We start from the raw sequence: 15,841 nt of genomic DNA, 5'->3' as shown, positions 1-15,841 counted from the left end.
CAAAGTCAAGTCGAAAGGGCAGTGTCCGTCGAAGTCACTCCGACAGGTTCATGCCGTATTTCTGGAAGATCTGCTTCTGGTCGCCATCGGCGATCAGCTTGTCCAGAGCAGCCTGCATCTTCACGCGCAGCTCTTCCGGAAAGCTCTTCTCGCAGGCGATGCCCATCGGCTGGGCGGAGAGTACGGTGACCATCTCCACCGGCTGGTCGGCCTTCAGCTTTTCGAAATAGAGTTCGGAGATCGGCATCATGTCGATGCGCCCGCCGAGCAGCTTGCGCAGCGTCGCGTTGAAGTCGCTGGCGACATCAAGCTTGGTGAAGCCCTTCTCCTTCAGGATCGTCTCGGTATAATCCTCGCGCTGCGTACCGATCGTATATTTCTTCGCCTCGTCCAGATTGCTGGCGGTGACGCCCGAGCCCTTGCGGGTAATCAGGATGTTGCGGTCGATGAGCAGCGGTTCCACCCATTTGAACAATGAGTCACGGGCGCTATTGTGAGCGGTTGCAAAGACACAGGTCATCGGCGCAGTGCGGGCGAGGCTGAAAGCGCGCGCCCAGGGCATGATGTCGATCGTGTAATCGACGCCGATCGCGGCCATTACCTTCTCGACCTGCTCGACGGTCGCGCCCTTGATCTCCTTGCCGTCCCGATAATTGAAGGGGGCATAGTCCTCGGTTGTGAAGGTCACCGTTTGCGCATGGGCGGTGCAGGGCAGCGCCAGACATGCGAGAAGCAGGAGCTTTTTCATCGTCATCATCTCCTTTATCCTTCCTTCAAGAGGCCCGCGCGACGGCCGATTGCAAGGCCATCAGTTCCTCGATGAGTACGGCAGCGTGCTGTGGACGGTGGAAGAGGTAGCCCTGGCCATAATCAAGCCCCATCTGGTGGAGCGTGCGGCATTCCTCTTCGGTCTCGATGCCCTCGGCGATGACGGTGCAGTTCATCTTGTGCGAGAGCGTGGTAATGCCTTCGATCAGCATGCGGCTCTTCTGGCGCACGTCGTCGTCGCCGTCGTTGATCGCGCGGGTGAACGACTGGTCGATCTTGATGATATCGACCGGGAAGCGGTTGAGATAGCTCAGCGACGAATAGCCGGTGCCGAAATCGTCCAGCGCAATGCGGCAGCCGAAATGGCGAAGCTCCGTGACGATCATGCGGATTTGTGGGTTGTCGTGCATCAGCACGGCTTCCGTGATCTCGACGACGATGCGTTCCGGGCGGATGCCATGGCGACCGACGATCGCGGCAAGGCGGGCCGGCAGCGCCGGCTCGAACTGCAGCGGCGAGAAGTTGATGGCGAGATAAGTATCCTGCATGCCTGATATGCGGGAAATCTTCGCGAGATTGGCGATCGCCTTTTCCATGATGACGTTGCCGACGCGGACGATCTTTGCCGTCTCTTCGGCGACGCTGATGATTTCGGCCGGCGGCATCAAGCCTTTCTGCGGATGGTTGAGGCGCATCAGCGCTTCGAAACCGGCAATGCCGCGACCGTTCAGATTGACGATCGGCTGCAGGAAAGCCTCGAACCAGTTGTCGACGAGGCCGGCTTCGATATTGGCTTCGATCTCGGCGCGGCTGCGGGCGCGGTCGAGCATGGCGTTGTCGAAGAGCTGCGCGCCATTCTTGCCGTCGCGCTTCTTGGCATACATCGCCAGGTCGGATTTCTGCAGCAGTTCGGCCGCGGTTGCGGCATGGTGCGGATAAATGGCGATGCCGACGGAAGCACTCAGATGCATGTCGGGGGCGAACGGCGTTTCGAAGATCGAGGCGATCTGCTCGCACATCATCCTGGCACGTTTTTCGGCGTCCTTGGCCGGCAGCAGGATGGCAAATTCGTCGCCGCCGAGACGCGCCGCCTCATCGGAGGGGGCAAGAAAGGTCTTCAGGCGCTCGACAAGTTCGACCAGCGCCATGTCGCCGGCGGCATGGCCCATATTGTCGTTGATCCACTTGAAGCGATCGAGATCGACGAAGAGGCAGGCAAGCTCCTGGCCGGCCGCGTCGGCGGCGGCGATCTTGTTGTCGAGGACGGCTTCGAAGCCCTGGCGATTGAGAAGCCCGGTCAGGTGATCGGTGATCGCCTGGCGGTGATTGCGGTCCTCGGAGGCCTTGAGTTCGGTCACATCGGTCATGACCGACAGCGAGAGGCGATCGTGAGCGCCGGCTTCCGCCTCCGATTCCATGATGAGGACGTCCATGGTGCGGCCATCCAGGCAGACGAACTTGACGGTGACGGTCATGCCAGTTTCAGCCTGGCGGCGCCTGACGAACTTGTCGCGGGTGGCCGATGTGACGAGATCGGCGAAGTTGCGGCCGATGACGGCGGCGCGGTTATAACCCGTGGCAAGCAGCCAGTAGTCGCTGACGGCGGTGATGCGGTCTTCCTCATCGAGCGAGAAGAGCATGGCGGGCGTCAGATTATAGATGTCGGTGGCGCGGCGGTGGGCGAGCTTCAACTCTTTTTCTTCGCTTTCGAGCTTTGTCTGCATCTCGTTGAAGCTGCGGGCAAGCCGGCCCATCTCATCGTTCGACTGCCAGTCGACATGATGACGGGAGCCCAACTGGCGGGTGGCCTCGATCGCTGCGGTCAGCCGCATAAGCGGCTGGATGACGAAGAACCGGTTACCGATCAGCGCCGTGCCGAAAACGGCGAGCACGGCGAAGATGAAGATCGAGATGAAGACGACTTCTTCCTGCTTCAGGCCGGAAAACAGGCCGAGCGCGGGATAATAAACGCTGATGCTGCCGAGGTTCTTCGGGCCGTCGACGGTGTTGTAGATGATGGCGCGCGACACCTGCACGAGCTTGCCGTCGAAGGAGCGCGGAATGGTGGACTGGCTGACGTCGAGCTGACCCGACTGGTCGCGCACCTCGACCTTGACGATGGCGCCCTGGGAAACGACCGTCGCGCTGATCTGCGTGACGCTTTCCTCATCGAGATCCCAGAGCGGCTTTGCCAGCGCCTGGGCATTGGCGACAAGAAGAACGGAAATATGGTCGCGTATTTCCTTGTCGGCCCGTTCCGAGGAAAGAAAAAGGAAGAGAACAAAGAGAGGAGCGACAAAAACAAGCAGCGCTCCGCAAACAATCCCAAAAAATCTGTTCTCAACGGAATTGCTCATGGTTCCGTTTACTCCCCCAGGCCGGCCATATTTGCTGTCGCGCGTTCGGGCCGGCTTCATCGCAGCTGACGGGGCATGCTTTCACGAATATATTAAATTTGCTGAAACGGAGGCCTTTGCCGGGCAATGAAAAGCCCGCCTTCCCAGTTCACGGGAAAGCGGGCCGTATGCTTTACAAACTGGTCGAAGCGATCAGGCTTCGGCTCCGCCTTCAGCAGCTTCATCAACGCCGCCAGCCGGGGCAATGATGGTCGCGATCGTGAAGTCGCGGTCGATGACCGTCGTGACGCCCTTCGGCAGGGTGACTTCCGAAATATGAATGCTGTCGCCGATCTTCTTGCCGTTGAGGTCAACGTTGAAGAATTCAGGGATCGCGTCGGCCGGGCAATGGACTTCGACTTCGTGACGGACGATGTTCAGAACGCCACCGACCTTGATGCCCGGGGACTTCTCTTCGTTGATGAAGTGAACCGGGATTTCGACGGTCACCTGGGTGTTGCCGGAGACGCGCAGAAAATCGACATGCATCGTGAAGTCACGGACCGGATCGAGCTGGTAGTCCTTCGGCAGAACCTTGAACTTCTTGCCGTCAACTTCGATCGTCGCCACAGTGGTCATGAAACCACCGGCGTGAATGCGCTTCGTCACCTCATTGGTGTTGAGAGCGATGGCAATGGGGGCCTGCTTGTCACCATAGATGACAGCGGGAATCAAACCGTTGCGGCGAAGTTCACGGGCGGACCCCTTACCAACCCGTTCGCGCGCCTCGGCCTTGAGCTCGTAAGTTTCCTGGCTCATGGCTATTCCTTTCGAGGTTATTTGGAGAGTTCAGCGGTGGGCGAAAGCCTTGTTCCGACGAACCGGAGGCGGGTATACCCCAACCTCATCCGCGTTGCCTCCAAGGGTGTCTACGCGGACCGGTGGCCTATATTATAAGTCGCTCGGAAAGGCAAGTTGCGGATTGCGGCGATTTTTCGCTGATATACCGGCTTTCGCCTCGGTGCTCAATTGTCGAGACGGCAAATCTGCCCGGATCGACTGCCCGCATCCGCGCTTTCCGTTTCGACCAGAAGAACCTCGTTGAATTGTTCGTAATCCACGCCCGCCCGCGCTGCAAAATTGCCAGTACGCGCCGCCACTTGGCTTGACATCAGCGCGGTTGCCATCTTTGGATGGCCGCAATCAAAAAGCGGCTGAGGAGAAAAACAGACTATGCGTCTCAAACTTGTCACGGCAACGAGCATGCTTGCCCTTTGCCTTTTCACCACGGCCGAGGGCGCGGAGATCAACCAGGACGGCGCCAATGCGGTCAAGGAGACTCTGACGAAGCTGCTTCCGGCCGACCTGGCGAAGAGCGGCCTTGTATCAGTCAATCCGGCGGGCACGCGCTACGAAGTCATTTACGATCTGGCCAAGCTGCTCGCCAAAGCCGATCCGGCGAAGTTCACGATCAAAGGGCTGACTCCGTTTTCGATGTTCGCCACGCCGCTCGACAGCGGGCTCTGGAACATCGAAGGTGACAACAAGTTTGACGTCTCCGGCCACTTCAAAGGCCCGGATCAGAAGCCGACGGATTTCACCTATTCCATCGCTTCGCTTGTTTATTCCGGCGTCTTCGACCCCGCGATCAGCTATCTGCGCTCGGGCACCTTCGCGGCCAAGGACATCAAGATATCAAGCAAGTCCGAAACCGAGGAAGTTCATGCCACCATCGCCGGCATGGATCAGAAGCTGAGTTCGTCGGACAGTGCAGGCGGCAACGGACGCGTCGATTTTGTCGGCACCGGCTCGATGTCGGGTTTCGTCGAGCAGGTTTCCGGCCTGCAAATGCCGCCTGTTGAATTCCGTGCCGGCTCGATCAATGCCGAGGCCAAGGTGAACGGTCTGCCGGCAAAACAGATTCGCGAGATGGTCTTCTTCGTGCTCGACCATCTCGATGAAGATAAGTTGAGCCCGGAAAACAGCGACAAGATCAAGGGAATTGTGAAGGAAGCCTTCCCGCTTCTGACCTTGTTCAGCGAGACGATCGGGGTCAACGATCTGACTGTCAGCAGCGAGATGGGCAAGGGCGGCGCCAAGGCATTCGGCTATAACCTCGCCATCGACGGGCCGAGTGACGCCATGCGTTTCGGTTTCGGCATGAACGCGCAGGAGATCAGTCTCGACACGCCGCTGATGCCGGCAACCTATTCGGCATTCATGCCCACCAGCTTCGATTTCCAACTTGCTCTTCCGAACCTGGATTTCGCAAGCTTTGGCGACGCCCTCATGGCAGCGGATCTTAATGATGCGGCGCCGGAAAAGACCGGCGAGGAGATGTCGAAGAAGCTGTTCCGCGATGGTCGGCTCACCGTGGAGTTTCCGAAGATCAGCGCCAAGTCGCAGGTCTATGATGTCGATATGACGGGCAAGATCGAGGGGCGGGTCGATAGCCAGAAGGACTATTCGATGGAGGCGACGATCCTTGCCCGCGATCTCGACAAGACGATCACTGCCATTCAGGAACTCGCAAAGACGGATCCCGATCTCAATCAGGTTTCGTTCGGCATCATGATGGTGAAGGGCTTTGCCAAGACCGATGCGGACGGCCGTTCGCGCTGGGACATCAGTGTCAGCCGCGATGGTTCCGTGGCGGTCAATGGCCAGCAGATCAAGGGACCGGATGGTCCGGATCAGGGGCTGGAGACAGACCAGGACCAGGAACAAGATCAGGGACTGGAGCCAGATCAGGAACAGGAGCCGGAACAGGGACAGGAGCCGGATCAGGACGCGGTGCCTGCGCAGCCGCAGCAGCCTTGAGTGTTTTCATCTGGATCAGAAATGAAAAGGCCGGCCCTGTGCCGGCCTTTTTGCATCAACGACCGGCGTGACGGCTTATTCCGGGCTCGTGTCGCCAAGGAACGCGGCTGCGCGACAATCCACGGCCAGCAATTCACGCGGCTCGGAGAGCATGCCGGCAATAGCCCTTCATCTGATGCAGAAATTGAAAGAGCCGGCGAATGCCGGCTCTTTTTAATCGAAGAGGCTGGAGACGGACTCTTCCTGCGCCGTTCGGCTGATGGCTTCACCGATCAGCGGCGCCGTCGTGACAATGCGGATATTGGGTGCCGAGAGCACGGCCGTTGTCGGCTGGATCGAATCCGTGATGACCAGTTCGCGCAGCTTCGAGGACGTGACGCGGGTGACTGCGCCGCCGGAGAGGACACCATGGGTGATATAGGCGGTGACGCTGGATGCGCCCTGGGCCAGCATCGCGTCGGCAGCGTTGCAGAGCGTGCCGCCGGAATCGACGATGTCGTCGATCAGCAGACAGTCCTTGCCGGTTATGTCGCCGATGATATTCATCACTTCGGATTCACCCGGCCGATCGCGACGTTTGTCGACAATGGCCAGAAGACAGTCCAGCCGCTTGGCAAGCGCGCGGGCGCGGACCACGCCACCGACATCAGGCGAGACGACCACGACATTGCTGAGGTCATAATGGCTTTTGATGTCGCGCGTCAGCACGGGCATGGCGAAGAGATTGTCTGTGGGTATATCGAAGAAGCCCTGGATCTGCCCGGCATGGAGGTCGAGCGTCATGACGCGGTCGGCGCCGGCTTCGGTAATCAGGTTTGCGACCAGCTTGGCGGAGATCGGTGTGCGGCCTGAAGCACGACGGTCCTGACGGGCATAGCCGAAATAGGGAAGGACGGCCGTGATGCGGCGTGCCGACGAACGACGCATCGCGTCGATCATGATCAGCAGTTCCATCAAGTGGTCGTTGGCAGGAAAGGCGGTGGGCTGCACGAGGAAAACGTCCTCGCCGCGCACATTCTCCTGGATTTCCACGAAGATTTCCTGATCGGCAAACCTTCGGACACTGGCTTTCCCCAAGGGAACATTGAGATAGGTGCAGATCGCTTCGGCGAGTTGCCGGTTCGAATTGCCTGCGAAAACCTTCATTTTGGTCCGCCTGTTATGCGCTGATAGCCGCGCTTTTTAGCCAGCTTCCCCGTGAATGCAAGGGCAAAGGCGCCACAGGCTCTCATATTTGCAAAAAGTTTGTGACTAACCGCCCTGCGTCTGCCGCCAGGAGGAGAATTCCGCGATGGTTTTCGAGCCGATCTGCTGCATCACCGAGGCCGGAACGCCGGCCCAGGGATCGGCTGCGGCCGTCGGCACGCTTTCCTGCCCCTGGATGCGGTGCAGGCGGCCGCCGCCACTGTCGAGAATATCCCAGACATAGACGACGGTGACCTTGCCGTCGTCGCTGAAGGCGGAGAGATAGCCTTTGAGAATGTAGTCGCTGCTCGCATCCGTCGAGCTTTTGATAGACAGGCCGTGCGCGCGAGCCTCGGAGCCGAGCTGGCGCGAAAGGGGGGTCACCGCCTGAACCGGCGCGCCGATGATCGGCAGGAAGCGCACGGTATTGCCGCGGGCGGAGGGACCGGGGTTGAGGGCAGCTGTCTGTCGAGGCTGCCGCGTCTCGGCCGCCGGAGCGGCAGGTTCACCGCCGCTTGACGGCGGCGGCAGCGATTGTCCTTCGATCGGGGCGGAGGCGGCGGGCGAGGAATCGTTGCGCGACAAAGCATCGGCCTGCGCCTGCATCGTCGTCGGGGGCGCACCGGAACCGGGCCGATAGGCTCGCTGCGTCTGGTCGTAGGCCGGGTGATAGCCGCCCTGCCGTGTATTTGCGGCGAAGGCCGGCTGGCGGGTGCCTGCCAGGCTTTCAGCCTCGCTTTGCGTGACCGGGTTCGATGGCGCGCTCGCTGAGGAATCGCCGATGTCGACCAGCGGCGTCAGTGCATCGGTGGTATTGCAGGCAGTCAGCAGAGCCGTGACGACCAGGAGCGTGGGCACAATCGCAGCTCGCGTCATCCCTTGATCCGTCCTTCCCACAATCGCATCAGCCCCGCCCGAATTTATGCGGGCGGGCAAGGTCCTCTGTCAATTCCGGATTCTAGCCGGAGCAAGCTCGACCTTTAAAGTCCGATGAAATCGAGCGGGTGGCGGGACAGCGTGCGCGGCGCATCCGCCGTCGTCAGATAGGTCTGGCCGAGCGTCATCGCCGTGCCCGTATCGGAATCAGCGATGATCATGTGCACGAAGAGCGACATGTTCGGCTCGATCGGCTGCGGATTGCCGACATGGAACATCTGGTGCTCCATCCAGGACGGGGAGAAACGGGCGCCGAGCGAATAGCCACAGGCATTCAGCCGATGGCGGGCAAGGCCACGCTCGTCGATGATCCTGGCATGCATGTCGAAGACATCGCCGAAGGTATGGCCGGGCTTCAGCACGGTCTCGATCGCCTCGATGGTCTCGCGGCAGGCATTGTAGAGCTCGCGGTGGCGGTGCGTCGGCTCGCCGATGACGATCGTGCGCATCATGGCGGCATGGTAATGCGCATAGGCGCCGGCCCATTCGAGCGTCAGCTGATCGTTTGCGTCGAGCTTGCGGCGGCCGGCCTTGTAGCGGCAGAGCAGGGCATCGGCGGCGGAGCCGATGATGAACTCGTTGGCGGGATAATCGCCGCCGCCGGAAAAGATCGCGCCCTGCATGGCGGCGAGGATATCGGCCTCGTCGGCGCCTGACTTGGTCAGCCGGATCGCCGCATCGAGTGCGTCGTCGGCGAGAACGGCGGCCCGCTCGACATAGGCAACCTCCGTCGGGCTCTTGACCAGGCGCAGGCGGCTGACGAGGTAGGACGCGTCGACGATCTGGCCGAAAGCGGTCAGTTGCGCGTCGAGCAGGCGGGCGACGCGGCCGGTCATGCCGTGCGTATCGTATTCGACACCGATGCGGGTGCCGAGCAAATCCATCTCGACCAGCAGGTTCTTCAGGTCGAGCGTCGGGTCGGCGTTGACCCGGTCCACCCAGACGTGGATATCCTCGATGATCGAGGTGTGCCTCGCCTGGCGAAGATCGGCCGAGCGGGTGATCAGCGCCATGGTGCCGTCGCTCTTGACCACCAGTGTCTGGAAGAAGCAGTAGCCGAAGGTGTCGTAGCCGGTCAGCCAGTACATGCTTTCCTGAGCGAAGAGCAGCAGGGCATCGAGCTTTTCTTCCTTCATCTTCTCGGTGAGGCGCGCAAGCCGGCTTGCGAACTCGGCCTTTTCGAAGTGGAGTGCCATTCTGCTCAAGTCTCCCTGATTGATATCGCTGAAATCTGGCGGCCGTAATCCGGCTCCTTGCGATGTGTGGTCCTGCGATAGGAAAAGAAGCGTTCGCTATCCGGATAGGTGCAGAGGCCGAGGCTTTCGGCGCGCACGCCGGCCCGCTTCAACCGCTCGACGGTCAGTGCCGGCAGATCGAACATGGCGTGGCCTGATGTTGCCGAAGGTACGAAGAAGCGCTGGTAATCCGGATTCTCGGCGAGGAAACGTTCGATGAATTCGGGTCCGACTTCATAACTCGCCTGGCTGATCGAGGGACCGAGGCAAGCGACGATGCGAGCGCGGTCGGCTCCCAGCGCCTCCATGGCGGCGATGGTATTTTCGAGCACGCCGGTCAGCGCGCCCTTCCAGCCGGCATGGGCGGCGCCGATGACGTGATTGTCGGGATCGGCAAAAAGGATCGGGCCGCAATCGGCAGCAAGCACGCCAAGCGCGATGCCGGGGGTGCGCGTTACCATCGCATCCGCCTCGGGGCGGGCGCCGTCGTAATCGGCATCGATCGTCGCGACGTCTGGGGAATGGACCTGATGCACGGTCGCCAGCCGCTCGACCGGCAGGCTGAACCATGCAGCGACGCGGCGGCGGTTTTCCATAACCTTGTCGCGTTCGTCGCTGGAGCCGAGGCCGACATTGAGGCCGCGATAGATCCCTTCGGAAACGCCGCCGGCCCGGGTGAAATAGCCGTGGCGGACGGTGCCGCCGGCCGCTTCGTTCAGCAGCGCACTTTCGATCGGTGCGGGAGAGGCCGCGTCCTGCATCTGTGATTCCGGGTTTTTCAGGAGGTTTGTTATTATCCCAAGCGCATCGCACCGGCGACGCGCTTCAAGTTCTTGTTTGGCCGGAATGTTGAACCAGCCGCGTGCGCCCTGTCAATCCACCGGACGAAAGGGCATGAGGTCGACTGCGGGATGAGAAACCGCCATCGCCTTGAAGAGTTCGCCCATCCGGCCTTCACCGGCGCCGGCGAGCCTGTCGACCGCAGTCTGGATGACCTGCTGGGTCTGCGGCTCGCGATCCTTGCCGAGGGCAGCGGCGCGTTCGAGGATGCCGAGACCTGTGAGAAAATCACCCTGATGCAGGGCGCCGTTCAGATGGACGCCGGCCGCAAGCGCCGTTTCGGCGAGTTGCTGGAAGTCGACATGGCTCGTCAGATCGGCTTCGCCGGGATGGGCGAGCGGCGGGTCGAATTCATGCATGCGCACGGCCTGCAGCGTATCGCCGAAGCCGGTGACGAGATGGCCGTAGTCGATCGCGAGCGCCGTTCCGCCGAAGGCGCGCAACCGCTCGCAGATCGCCATCATCACCGCCTGGCGGGCAGGCGAGATCTCGAAGAGTGCGCCGAGCGGCAGGTTCTGCACCGGTTCGGGAAGAAGTGCTGGATCGAGGCCGGCGACGCCAGCGGCAAAGGTCAGTTCGCCATTGGCATCGAGCCCGACCATGCGCTCGCGGAAGCCGGTCGGCGTGCGGACGAACTGGCGAATCGGGATGGCGTCGAACAGTTCGTTGGCGGCGATCAGCGTGAAGCCGGATGGCACCTCGTCGAAGCCGTCATGCCAGGCGACCTTTTCGCCGTAGGCCTCGAGCGTCTGGCTCTGGACGTCGCGCAGGCGCTCGCTGGTTTCGACGAGATGCACGCTCATCGTCTCGAAAAGAGGCGGGGCGATGCGGGCAATGACGCGCAGCATATCCGATATCATGGTGCCGCGGCCGGGACCGATCTCGACGAGGCGCACGTCCGCCGGCGTGCCGTGGCGTTGCCAGGCATGGACGATGAAGACGCCGATCATCTCGCCGAAAATCTGGCTGACTTCGGGTGCCGTGACGAAATCCCCGGAACGGCCGAAGGGCTCGCGGGTGCGGTAGTAGCCATGTTCGGGATCGGCCAGGCAGAGCGAGAAATAATCGGTGACGCTGATCGGGCCGTTGGCCTGGATGATGGCCTTGATCTTTTCGCCTAGAGCGGTGGTCATGTCGCGTCCTGCCGTCTTAAAGCTGCAACGCAGCCTGGCGGCGAGCCCGCAGCATCGCCCAGAGGCCGAGCAGGATCATCGGGGAGGAGAGGACCATGCCCATGGTCAGCCAGTTCGTGCCGAGGAGGTAACCGAGCTGGGCGTCGGGCTCGCGGAAGAACTCGACGAAGATGCGCGACAGCGCATAGCCGCAGACGAAAACGCCGGTGATGAAGCCGGGGCTCTTCAGCGCGCGCATGCCGTAGACGAGGGCGGCCAGCACCAGGAGCAGAACGATGCCTTCGAGGCCGGCCTCGTAAAGCTGGCTCGGGTGGCGGGCGAAGGGACCGCCTGTCGGAAAGACCACGGCCCAGGACACATCGGTCAACCGGCCCCAGAGTTCGCCATTGATGAAATTGGCGATGCGGCCGAAAAACAGACCAAAGGGAACGACGGTGGCGACGATGTCGAACAGGCTCCAGATCGGGATGGCGTTGCGGCGGGCAAAGACGATCATGGCGATCGTCGTGCCGGTCAGGCCGCCATGGAAGGACATGCCGCCGTTCCAGATCTGGACCGCGCGGATGGGATGGCGCAGGACGGCGGAGAGGTCATAAAAGAAGATATAGCCGAGACGACCGCCAAGGACGACGCCGAGAGCTGCCCAGACGATGAAATCGTCGAGCTGCGTCTTCGTCATCGGCGATGTATTGCCCGGCCAGAGGCTGTCATTGGCGGCCAGGCGGCGCGCATAGGCCCAGCCGAGCAGGATGCCGGCGACATAGGCTAGACCGTACCAGTGAATCGCCAGCGGACCGATCGAAAAGGCGATCGGATCGATATCCGGAAAAGGCATGATGGCAAGGAGATCGGCGGCTATCGGCAAGGTTTTCCCATCCGTTGAGGTCGGCGGAACATGCCGCTGCGATCCCGGACGGTCAAGTCCATTGTTCGTGATCGCTCTTTCGCAGCCGGTTCCTGTAAGCTTATCCGACGCAAAGCGCTTGCATCGCCGATGGCGAAGCCCTACCTCAATTCTCGAGGCCCTGAAGGGCTGAATTCACCTCATGCCAAGGGAGAAAAACGCCATGACGACCGGAACGAACCGCATCATGGACGAATTCGCCAAGCTGATGACCGACGCGGCCGGTGCCGCTCAGGGCGTCCGCAAGGAGATCGAAACCGCCTTCAACGCCCAGGCCGAGCGCTGGCTGAACAGCATGGATATCGTCAAGCGCGAGGAGTTCGAGGCCGTGCGCGAGATGGCGATCAAGGCGCGCGACGAGAACGAGGCGCTTGCTGCCCGCATCGCCGCACTTGAGGCGAAGCTTGCTGGCGAGGGGCGCTGAAGCGGGGTCGCGATCTTTCAGTTCGCCTGACCCGCGCTTCAGGTCTTTGCGCGCAGCGTGATCGCAAAAACCGCGGCACACTTCAAAGTCTCGATACGACGCAAGATGCGGCGCGGCCTTATTCTCACATGCCGCATCTTCCATAAAAAAATCGGGTGAGTTTTCCACCTGTGGACACTGCCAAAAAAGCCAATTCGCAGAGTCGCTTATTCTCCCTTCTGAATTGAATTTCGAAGAGCCTTTCCACAGCGGCCTGGCCTATTTTCCCCTCAGGGGGCTGGCAGGGGGCAAGGGGCATTATACACTGATTTTAAATGATGATTCGAAGCGACTTGGTAAGCTCCGGGCAGGTTATCTGCGTTAAGTCTGGCAGCGGTTCAACGATCATCCGAGTGGTGGTTCCGGTATTTGCGTGTGTCTTTTCTTGTGTTCCTACACCAAGTTAGTCGCATTCGTTCCGGTCAAGAAGGTGCTGCATGAACCTGATGGAATTGGAAGTCGAGCGTCAGTCGAACCCGGTCGATATGATCGAGTATGTTGCATCAAACAACGACTGGTCGTTCGAACGGTCCGGCGAGGACGAGATCGCGATGACGGTCGAGGGCCGCTGGACGGACTATCATGTCTCCTTCTCCTGGATGGAGGAATTCGAGGCGCTGCACCTTGGCTGCGCCTTCGATATCAAAGTTCCCGACATCAGGGTCAATGAGGTGGTCAAGCTGCTCTCTGCGATCAACGGGCAGGTGCTGATGGGTCATTTCGACCTCTGGCGCCAGGAGGATGTCGTCATTTTCCGCCAGTCGCTGCTGCTGGCCGGCGGTGCGGAGCCGACCAACCGCCAGGTTGAGGTGCTGCTCTCCAGCGCACTCGACACCTGCGAGGCCTATTTCCAGGCATTCCAGTTCGTCGTCTGGTCCGGCATGGACGCAGCCAAGGCGATGGAAGCCGTGCTGTTCGAAACGGTTGGCGAGGCATAAGATGCCGGTAAATGCTTTCTCATCGGAAAAACCCGTCGTCCTGATCGGCGCCGGAAACATGGGCGGAGCGATGCTTTCCGGCTGGCTGAAGAGCGGCGTCCCGGGCTCGGCCGTCATCGTCGTCGATCCCGGCCCGTCGCCGGCAATGCTTGCGACGATCGGCGAGGCGGGCGCGAAGCATCTGACCGCGGTTCCGGCGGATCTGAAGGCGAGCGTTCTGTTCCTGGCGATCAAGCCGCAGGTGATGGAGACGGTATTGCCTGATGTGAAGAGCGCCGTCGGCGCGGAAACGGTCGTCGTTTCGGTCGCGGCCGGCAAGACGCTCGGTTTCCTCGAGAAACATCTCGGTAAAGCCGCCATGGTGCGGGCCATGCCGAACACGCCGGCTATGGTCGGGCGCGGCGTCACCGGCGCCTTTGCCAATGCCGGGGTCAGCGATCAGCAGCGCGATCGTGTTCATTCGCTTCTCAGTGTCTCGGGTCCGGTCGAATGGGTGCCCGAGGAGGCCGATATCGATGCGGTGACGGCGCTTTCTGGCAGCGGTCCTGCCTATGTGTTCTATCTCGTCGAATGCATGGCGGAGGCAGGCCGTAAACTCGGCTTGCAGGCGGACCTCGCCATGCGTCTTGCGCGGGAAACAGTCGCGGGGGCTGGTGAACTCTTGCACCAGTCCCCCGACGACGCTTCGCGGCTGCGGCAGAATGTGACGTCTCCCGGCGGCACGACGGCGGCAGCGCTCGCCGTGCTGATGGCGGAAGACGGCATGCAGCCTCTGTTCGACGCGGCCCTTGCGGCGGCGCGCAAGCGGGCCGAGGAACTGGCCGGCTGAGGGAGATCGGCATGGCCGAAGAGATCACTTACGCCGATTTCGAGCGTGTCGATATTCGCGTCGGCACGATTATCGAGGCTAGTCCCTTTCCGGAAGCGCGCAAGCCGGCATACAAGCTGGTCATCGACTTCGGTCCCGAGATCGGCATCAAGAAATCATCGGCGCAGATCACCGTGCACTACACGCTGGAAAGCCTGATCGGCCGGCAGGTGCTCGGCGTCGTCAATTTCCCGCCGCGCCAGATCGGGCCGGTCCGCTCGGAAGTGCTGACGCTGGGATTCGAGGACGAGAACGGCGCAATCGTGCTTACGGCTGTCGAACAGCCGGTGCCGAACGGCAGGAAGATGATGTGAGCGTGCGCTCGCAGCAGTTCGTTGACAAGCTGTCCTGCGTCATGTTGGGCTTGGTGCCAAGCATTTGAGTACTGCAATTGCTTGGCAGAAAAACGTTTATTTTCAGGTTCTTGATTTGATGTGCGTAGATCCTCGGCACAAGGCCGAGGATGACGTCGCGGGTTGGTGCTCGATGTGCCCGAGCCGGATGCTCAACGCGGCTTGATTTCCTGCAGAAATGGATTGCTCCGCCGTTCGTCGCCGATGCGGCTGCCGGGGCCGTGGCCGCAGATGAAGCCGACGTCGTCGCCGAGCGGCAATACCTTATCGCGGATCGAATCGAGAAGCTGCTGATGATTGCCGCCGGGCAGGTCGGTCCGGCCGATCGAGCCGTTGAACAGCACGTCGCCGAGATGGGCGAAATTCTGCGCGCGGTTGAAATAGATGACGTGGCCGGGTGCATGGCCGGGGGCGTGATAGACCTCGAATTCGTGGGCGCCGAAGGAGACCTTGTCGCCATCCTTCAGCCAGCGGTCAGGCAGGACATTGCGCAATCCCGATATGCCGTATTTTTCGGCCTGGGTTTCGATCCTCTGCAATAGCGGCAGGTCGTCCTGATGCGGGCCGACAACGTCGACGCTCAAGGCCTCCTTCAGTTCGCTGGCGCCACCGGCATGATCGAGATGGCCATGGGTCAGCCAGATTTCCTTGATGGTCAGGCCGTTTTGCGCGATCGCCTGGAGGATCAGCGGCACGTCGCCACCCGGATCGACGACGACGCCTTCCTTGGTATCGGGATCGAAGAAGATCGTGCAGTTTTGCTGGAAAGGTGTCACCGGAATGATGCCGGCCTGGAGCATGTCCATAAATGCCTCGCTTGGTGTCTATGATGCTCAGGGTATAATCCGAAACGGCTGCAAGGGCAGCCGGAATCTTCTGCCTCTCCGGCGAGCCTCACGCTTAAAAGACCGGCTGCAATAAGAATTTATGCATCGCGATGGTGATGCCGGCGGCCGAAAAATTCAGGCTTTATTCAACGTCTTCAAAGGTTTGTGAGAAGCACTCCGCAAGCGGCGTTTCGCGCTGCGGCGTGCCTGGGAACATCGTGGAAGCCCACGCGTT

The 15,841-nt window shown here is 61.0% G+C and carries 16 protein-coding genes; 5 read left to right on the top strand and 11 right to left on the bottom strand.

Annotated elements, in window-relative coordinates:
• Positions 1 to 34 precede the first annotated feature (34 nt).
• From GGD57_RS10500 to GGD57_RS10485, 4 genes are all read right to left on the bottom strand, one after another.
• Positions 35 to 748, bottom strand: a complete 714-nt coding sequence (locus GGD57_RS10500) for a substrate-binding periplasmic protein (RefSeq protein ID WP_184469660.1) — start codon at positions 746 to 748, stop codon at positions 35 to 37.
• Between the two features lie 25 nt (positions 749 to 773).
• A complete protein-coding gene (locus GGD57_RS10495) occupies positions 774 to 3,125 on the bottom strand; it encodes an EAL domain-containing protein (protein WP_184469423.1) in 2,352 nt (783 codons plus the stop codon).
• Between the two features lie 192 nt (positions 3,126 to 3,317).
• Entirely contained in the window at positions 3,318 to 3,923 is a 606-nt protein-coding gene (locus GGD57_RS10490) for a 50S ribosomal protein L25/general stress protein Ctc (protein WP_184469421.1), read from the bottom strand.
• Positions 3,924 to 4,129: 206 nt separating this feature from the next.
• On the bottom strand, positions 4,130 to 4,291 hold the full coding sequence (locus GGD57_RS10485; RefSeq protein WP_184469419.1) for a hypothetical protein: 162 nt from the start codon (positions 4,289 to 4,291) through the stop codon (positions 4,130 to 4,132).
• A gap of 46 nt (positions 4,292 to 4,337) precedes the next feature.
• Between GGD57_RS10485 and GGD57_RS10480 the strand changes: the two genes are divergently transcribed.
• Positions 4,338 to 5,924, top strand: a complete 1,587-nt coding sequence (locus GGD57_RS10480; protein WP_184469417.1) for a hypothetical protein — start codon at positions 4,338 to 4,340, stop codon at positions 5,922 to 5,924.
• 213 nt (positions 5,925 to 6,137) lie between these two features.
• Here GGD57_RS10480 and GGD57_RS10475 read toward each other — a convergent pair whose 3' ends face one another.
• From GGD57_RS10475 to lgt, 6 genes are all read right to left on the bottom strand, one after another.
• Positions 6,138 to 7,070 (bottom strand): ribose-phosphate pyrophosphokinase, encoded by a 933-nt coding sequence (locus GGD57_RS10475; protein WP_085737927.1) that lies wholly within the window; start codon positions 7,068 to 7,070, stop codon positions 6,138 to 6,140.
• A 105-nt stretch (positions 7,071 to 7,175) separates the two neighbouring features.
• The gene (locus GGD57_RS10470; protein ID WP_184469415.1) at positions 7,176 to 7,985 is read right to left on the bottom strand and encodes a hypothetical protein; all 810 of its coding nucleotides are present in this window, start codon (positions 7,983 to 7,985) and stop codon (positions 7,176 to 7,178) included.
• Between the two features lie 104 nt (positions 7,986 to 8,089).
• Entirely contained in the window at positions 8,090 to 9,241 is a 1,152-nt protein-coding gene (locus GGD57_RS10465; RefSeq protein WP_184469413.1) for a M24 family metallopeptidase, read from the bottom strand.
• A gap of 5 nt (positions 9,242 to 9,246) precedes the next feature.
• Positions 9,247 to 10,041: a peptidoglycan editing factor PgeF gene (gene pgeF, locus GGD57_RS10460; protein ID WP_184469411.1), complete on the bottom strand. Its 795-nt coding sequence runs from the start codon at positions 10,039 to 10,041 to the stop codon at positions 9,247 to 9,249.
• 111 nt (positions 10,042 to 10,152) lie between these two features.
• Positions 10,153 to 11,253 (bottom strand): class I SAM-dependent methyltransferase, encoded by a 1,101-nt coding sequence (locus GGD57_RS10455; protein ID WP_184469409.1) that lies wholly within the window; start codon positions 11,251 to 11,253, stop codon positions 10,153 to 10,155.
• Between the two features lie 16 nt (positions 11,254 to 11,269).
• Positions 11,270 to 12,118 (bottom strand): prolipoprotein diacylglyceryl transferase, encoded by an 849-nt coding sequence (gene lgt / locus GGD57_RS10450; protein ID WP_184469408.1) that lies wholly within the window; start codon positions 12,116 to 12,118, stop codon positions 11,270 to 11,272.
• Between the two features lie 202 nt (positions 12,119 to 12,320).
• On the opposite strand from lgt, the gene GGD57_RS10445 reads away from it, so the two are divergent.
• The 4 genes from GGD57_RS10445 to GGD57_RS10430 all read left to right on the top strand — a co-directional run bounded on the left by GGD57_RS10445 (position 12,321) and on the right by GGD57_RS10430 (position 14,740).
• Positions 12,321 to 12,581, top strand: coding sequence for an accessory factor UbiK family protein (locus tag GGD57_RS10445; protein ID WP_010065892.1), 261 nt, complete (start codon positions 12,321 to 12,323; stop codon positions 12,579 to 12,581).
• 476 nt (positions 12,582 to 13,057) lie between these two features.
• Positions 13,058 to 13,558: a YbjN domain-containing protein gene (locus tag GGD57_RS10440; RefSeq protein ID WP_085737921.1), complete on the top strand. Its 501-nt coding sequence runs from the start codon at positions 13,058 to 13,060 to the stop codon at positions 13,556 to 13,558.
• A gap of 1 nt (position 13,559) precedes the next feature.
• Entirely contained in the window at positions 13,560 to 14,387 is an 828-nt protein-coding gene (gene proC, locus GGD57_RS10435) for a pyrroline-5-carboxylate reductase (RefSeq protein ID WP_184469406.1), read from the top strand.
• 11 nt (positions 14,388 to 14,398) lie between these two features.
• The gene (locus GGD57_RS10430) at positions 14,399 to 14,740 is read left to right on the top strand and encodes a tRNA-binding protein (protein WP_184469404.1); all 342 of its coding nucleotides are present in this window, start codon (positions 14,399 to 14,401) and stop codon (positions 14,738 to 14,740) included.
• Between the two features lie 191 nt (positions 14,741 to 14,931).
• On the opposite strand, the gene GGD57_RS10425 is transcribed toward GGD57_RS10430, so the two are convergent.
• A complete protein-coding gene (locus GGD57_RS10425) occupies positions 14,932 to 15,585 on the bottom strand; it encodes an MBL fold metallo-hydrolase (RefSeq protein ID WP_184469402.1) in 654 nt (217 codons plus the stop codon).
• Positions 15,586 to 15,841 lie beyond the last annotated feature (256 nt).

Source organism: Rhizobium esperanzae (genome assembly GCF_014197615.1).
In the GTDB taxonomy this organism is placed as follows: domain Bacteria; phylum Pseudomonadota; class Alphaproteobacteria; order Rhizobiales; family Rhizobiaceae; genus Rhizobium; species Rhizobium esperanzae_A.
The sequence above is the reverse complement of the archived record's forward strand: the minus strand, read 5'-3'. Positions and strand labels throughout refer to the sequence as shown.

Coding starts and splice junctions, on each gene's coding strand:
- GGD57_RS10485 (WP_184469419.1), bottom strand. CDS start 4,291: ATGGCAACCGCGCTGATGTCAAGCCAAGTGGCGGCGCGTACTGGCAAT.
- pgeF (WP_184469411.1), bottom strand. CDS start 10,041: ATGCAGGACGCGGCCTCTCCCGCACCGATCGAAAGTGCGCTGCTGAAC.
- GGD57_RS10500 (WP_184469660.1), bottom strand. CDS start 748: ATGAAAAAGCTCCTGCTTCTCGCATGTCTGGCGCTGCCCTGCACCGCC.
- GGD57_RS10455 (WP_184469409.1), bottom strand. CDS start 11,253: ATGACCACCGCTCTAGGCGAAAAGATCAAGGCCATCATCCAGGCCAAC.
- GGD57_RS10475 (WP_085737927.1), bottom strand. CDS start 7,070: ATGAAGGTTTTCGCAGGCAATTCGAACCGGCAACTCGCCGAAGCGATC.
- GGD57_RS10465 (WP_184469413.1), bottom strand. CDS start 9,241: ATGGCACTCCACTTCGAAAAGGCCGAGTTCGCAAGCCGGCTTGCGCGC.
- GGD57_RS10480 (WP_184469417.1), top strand. CDS start 4,338: ATGCGTCTCAAACTTGTCACGGCAACGAGCATGCTTGCCCTTTGCCTT.
- proC (WP_184469406.1), top strand. CDS start 13,560: ATGCCGGTAAATGCTTTCTCATCGGAAAAACCCGTCGTCCTGATCGGC.
- GGD57_RS10490 (WP_184469421.1), bottom strand. CDS start 3,923: ATGAGCCAGGAAACTTACGAGCTCAAGGCCGAGGCGCGCGAACGGGTT.
- GGD57_RS10470 (WP_184469415.1), bottom strand. CDS start 7,985: ATGACGCGAGCTGCGATTGTGCCCACGCTCCTGGTCGTCACGGCTCTG.
- GGD57_RS10495 (WP_184469423.1), bottom strand. CDS start 3,125: ATGAGCAATTCCGTTGAGAACAGATTTTTTGGGATTGTTTGCGGAGCG.
- GGD57_RS10445 (WP_010065892.1), top strand. CDS start 12,321: ATGACGACCGGAACGAACCGCATCATGGACGAATTCGCCAAGCTGATG.
- GGD57_RS10425 (WP_184469402.1), bottom strand. CDS start 15,585: ATGGACATGCTCCAGGCCGGCATCATTCCGGTGACACCTTTCCAGCAA.
- GGD57_RS10430 (WP_184469404.1), top strand. CDS start 14,399: ATGGCCGAAGAGATCACTTACGCCGATTTCGAGCGTGTCGATATTCGC.
- GGD57_RS10440 (WP_085737921.1), top strand. CDS start 13,058: ATGAACCTGATGGAATTGGAAGTCGAGCGTCAGTCGAACCCGGTCGAT.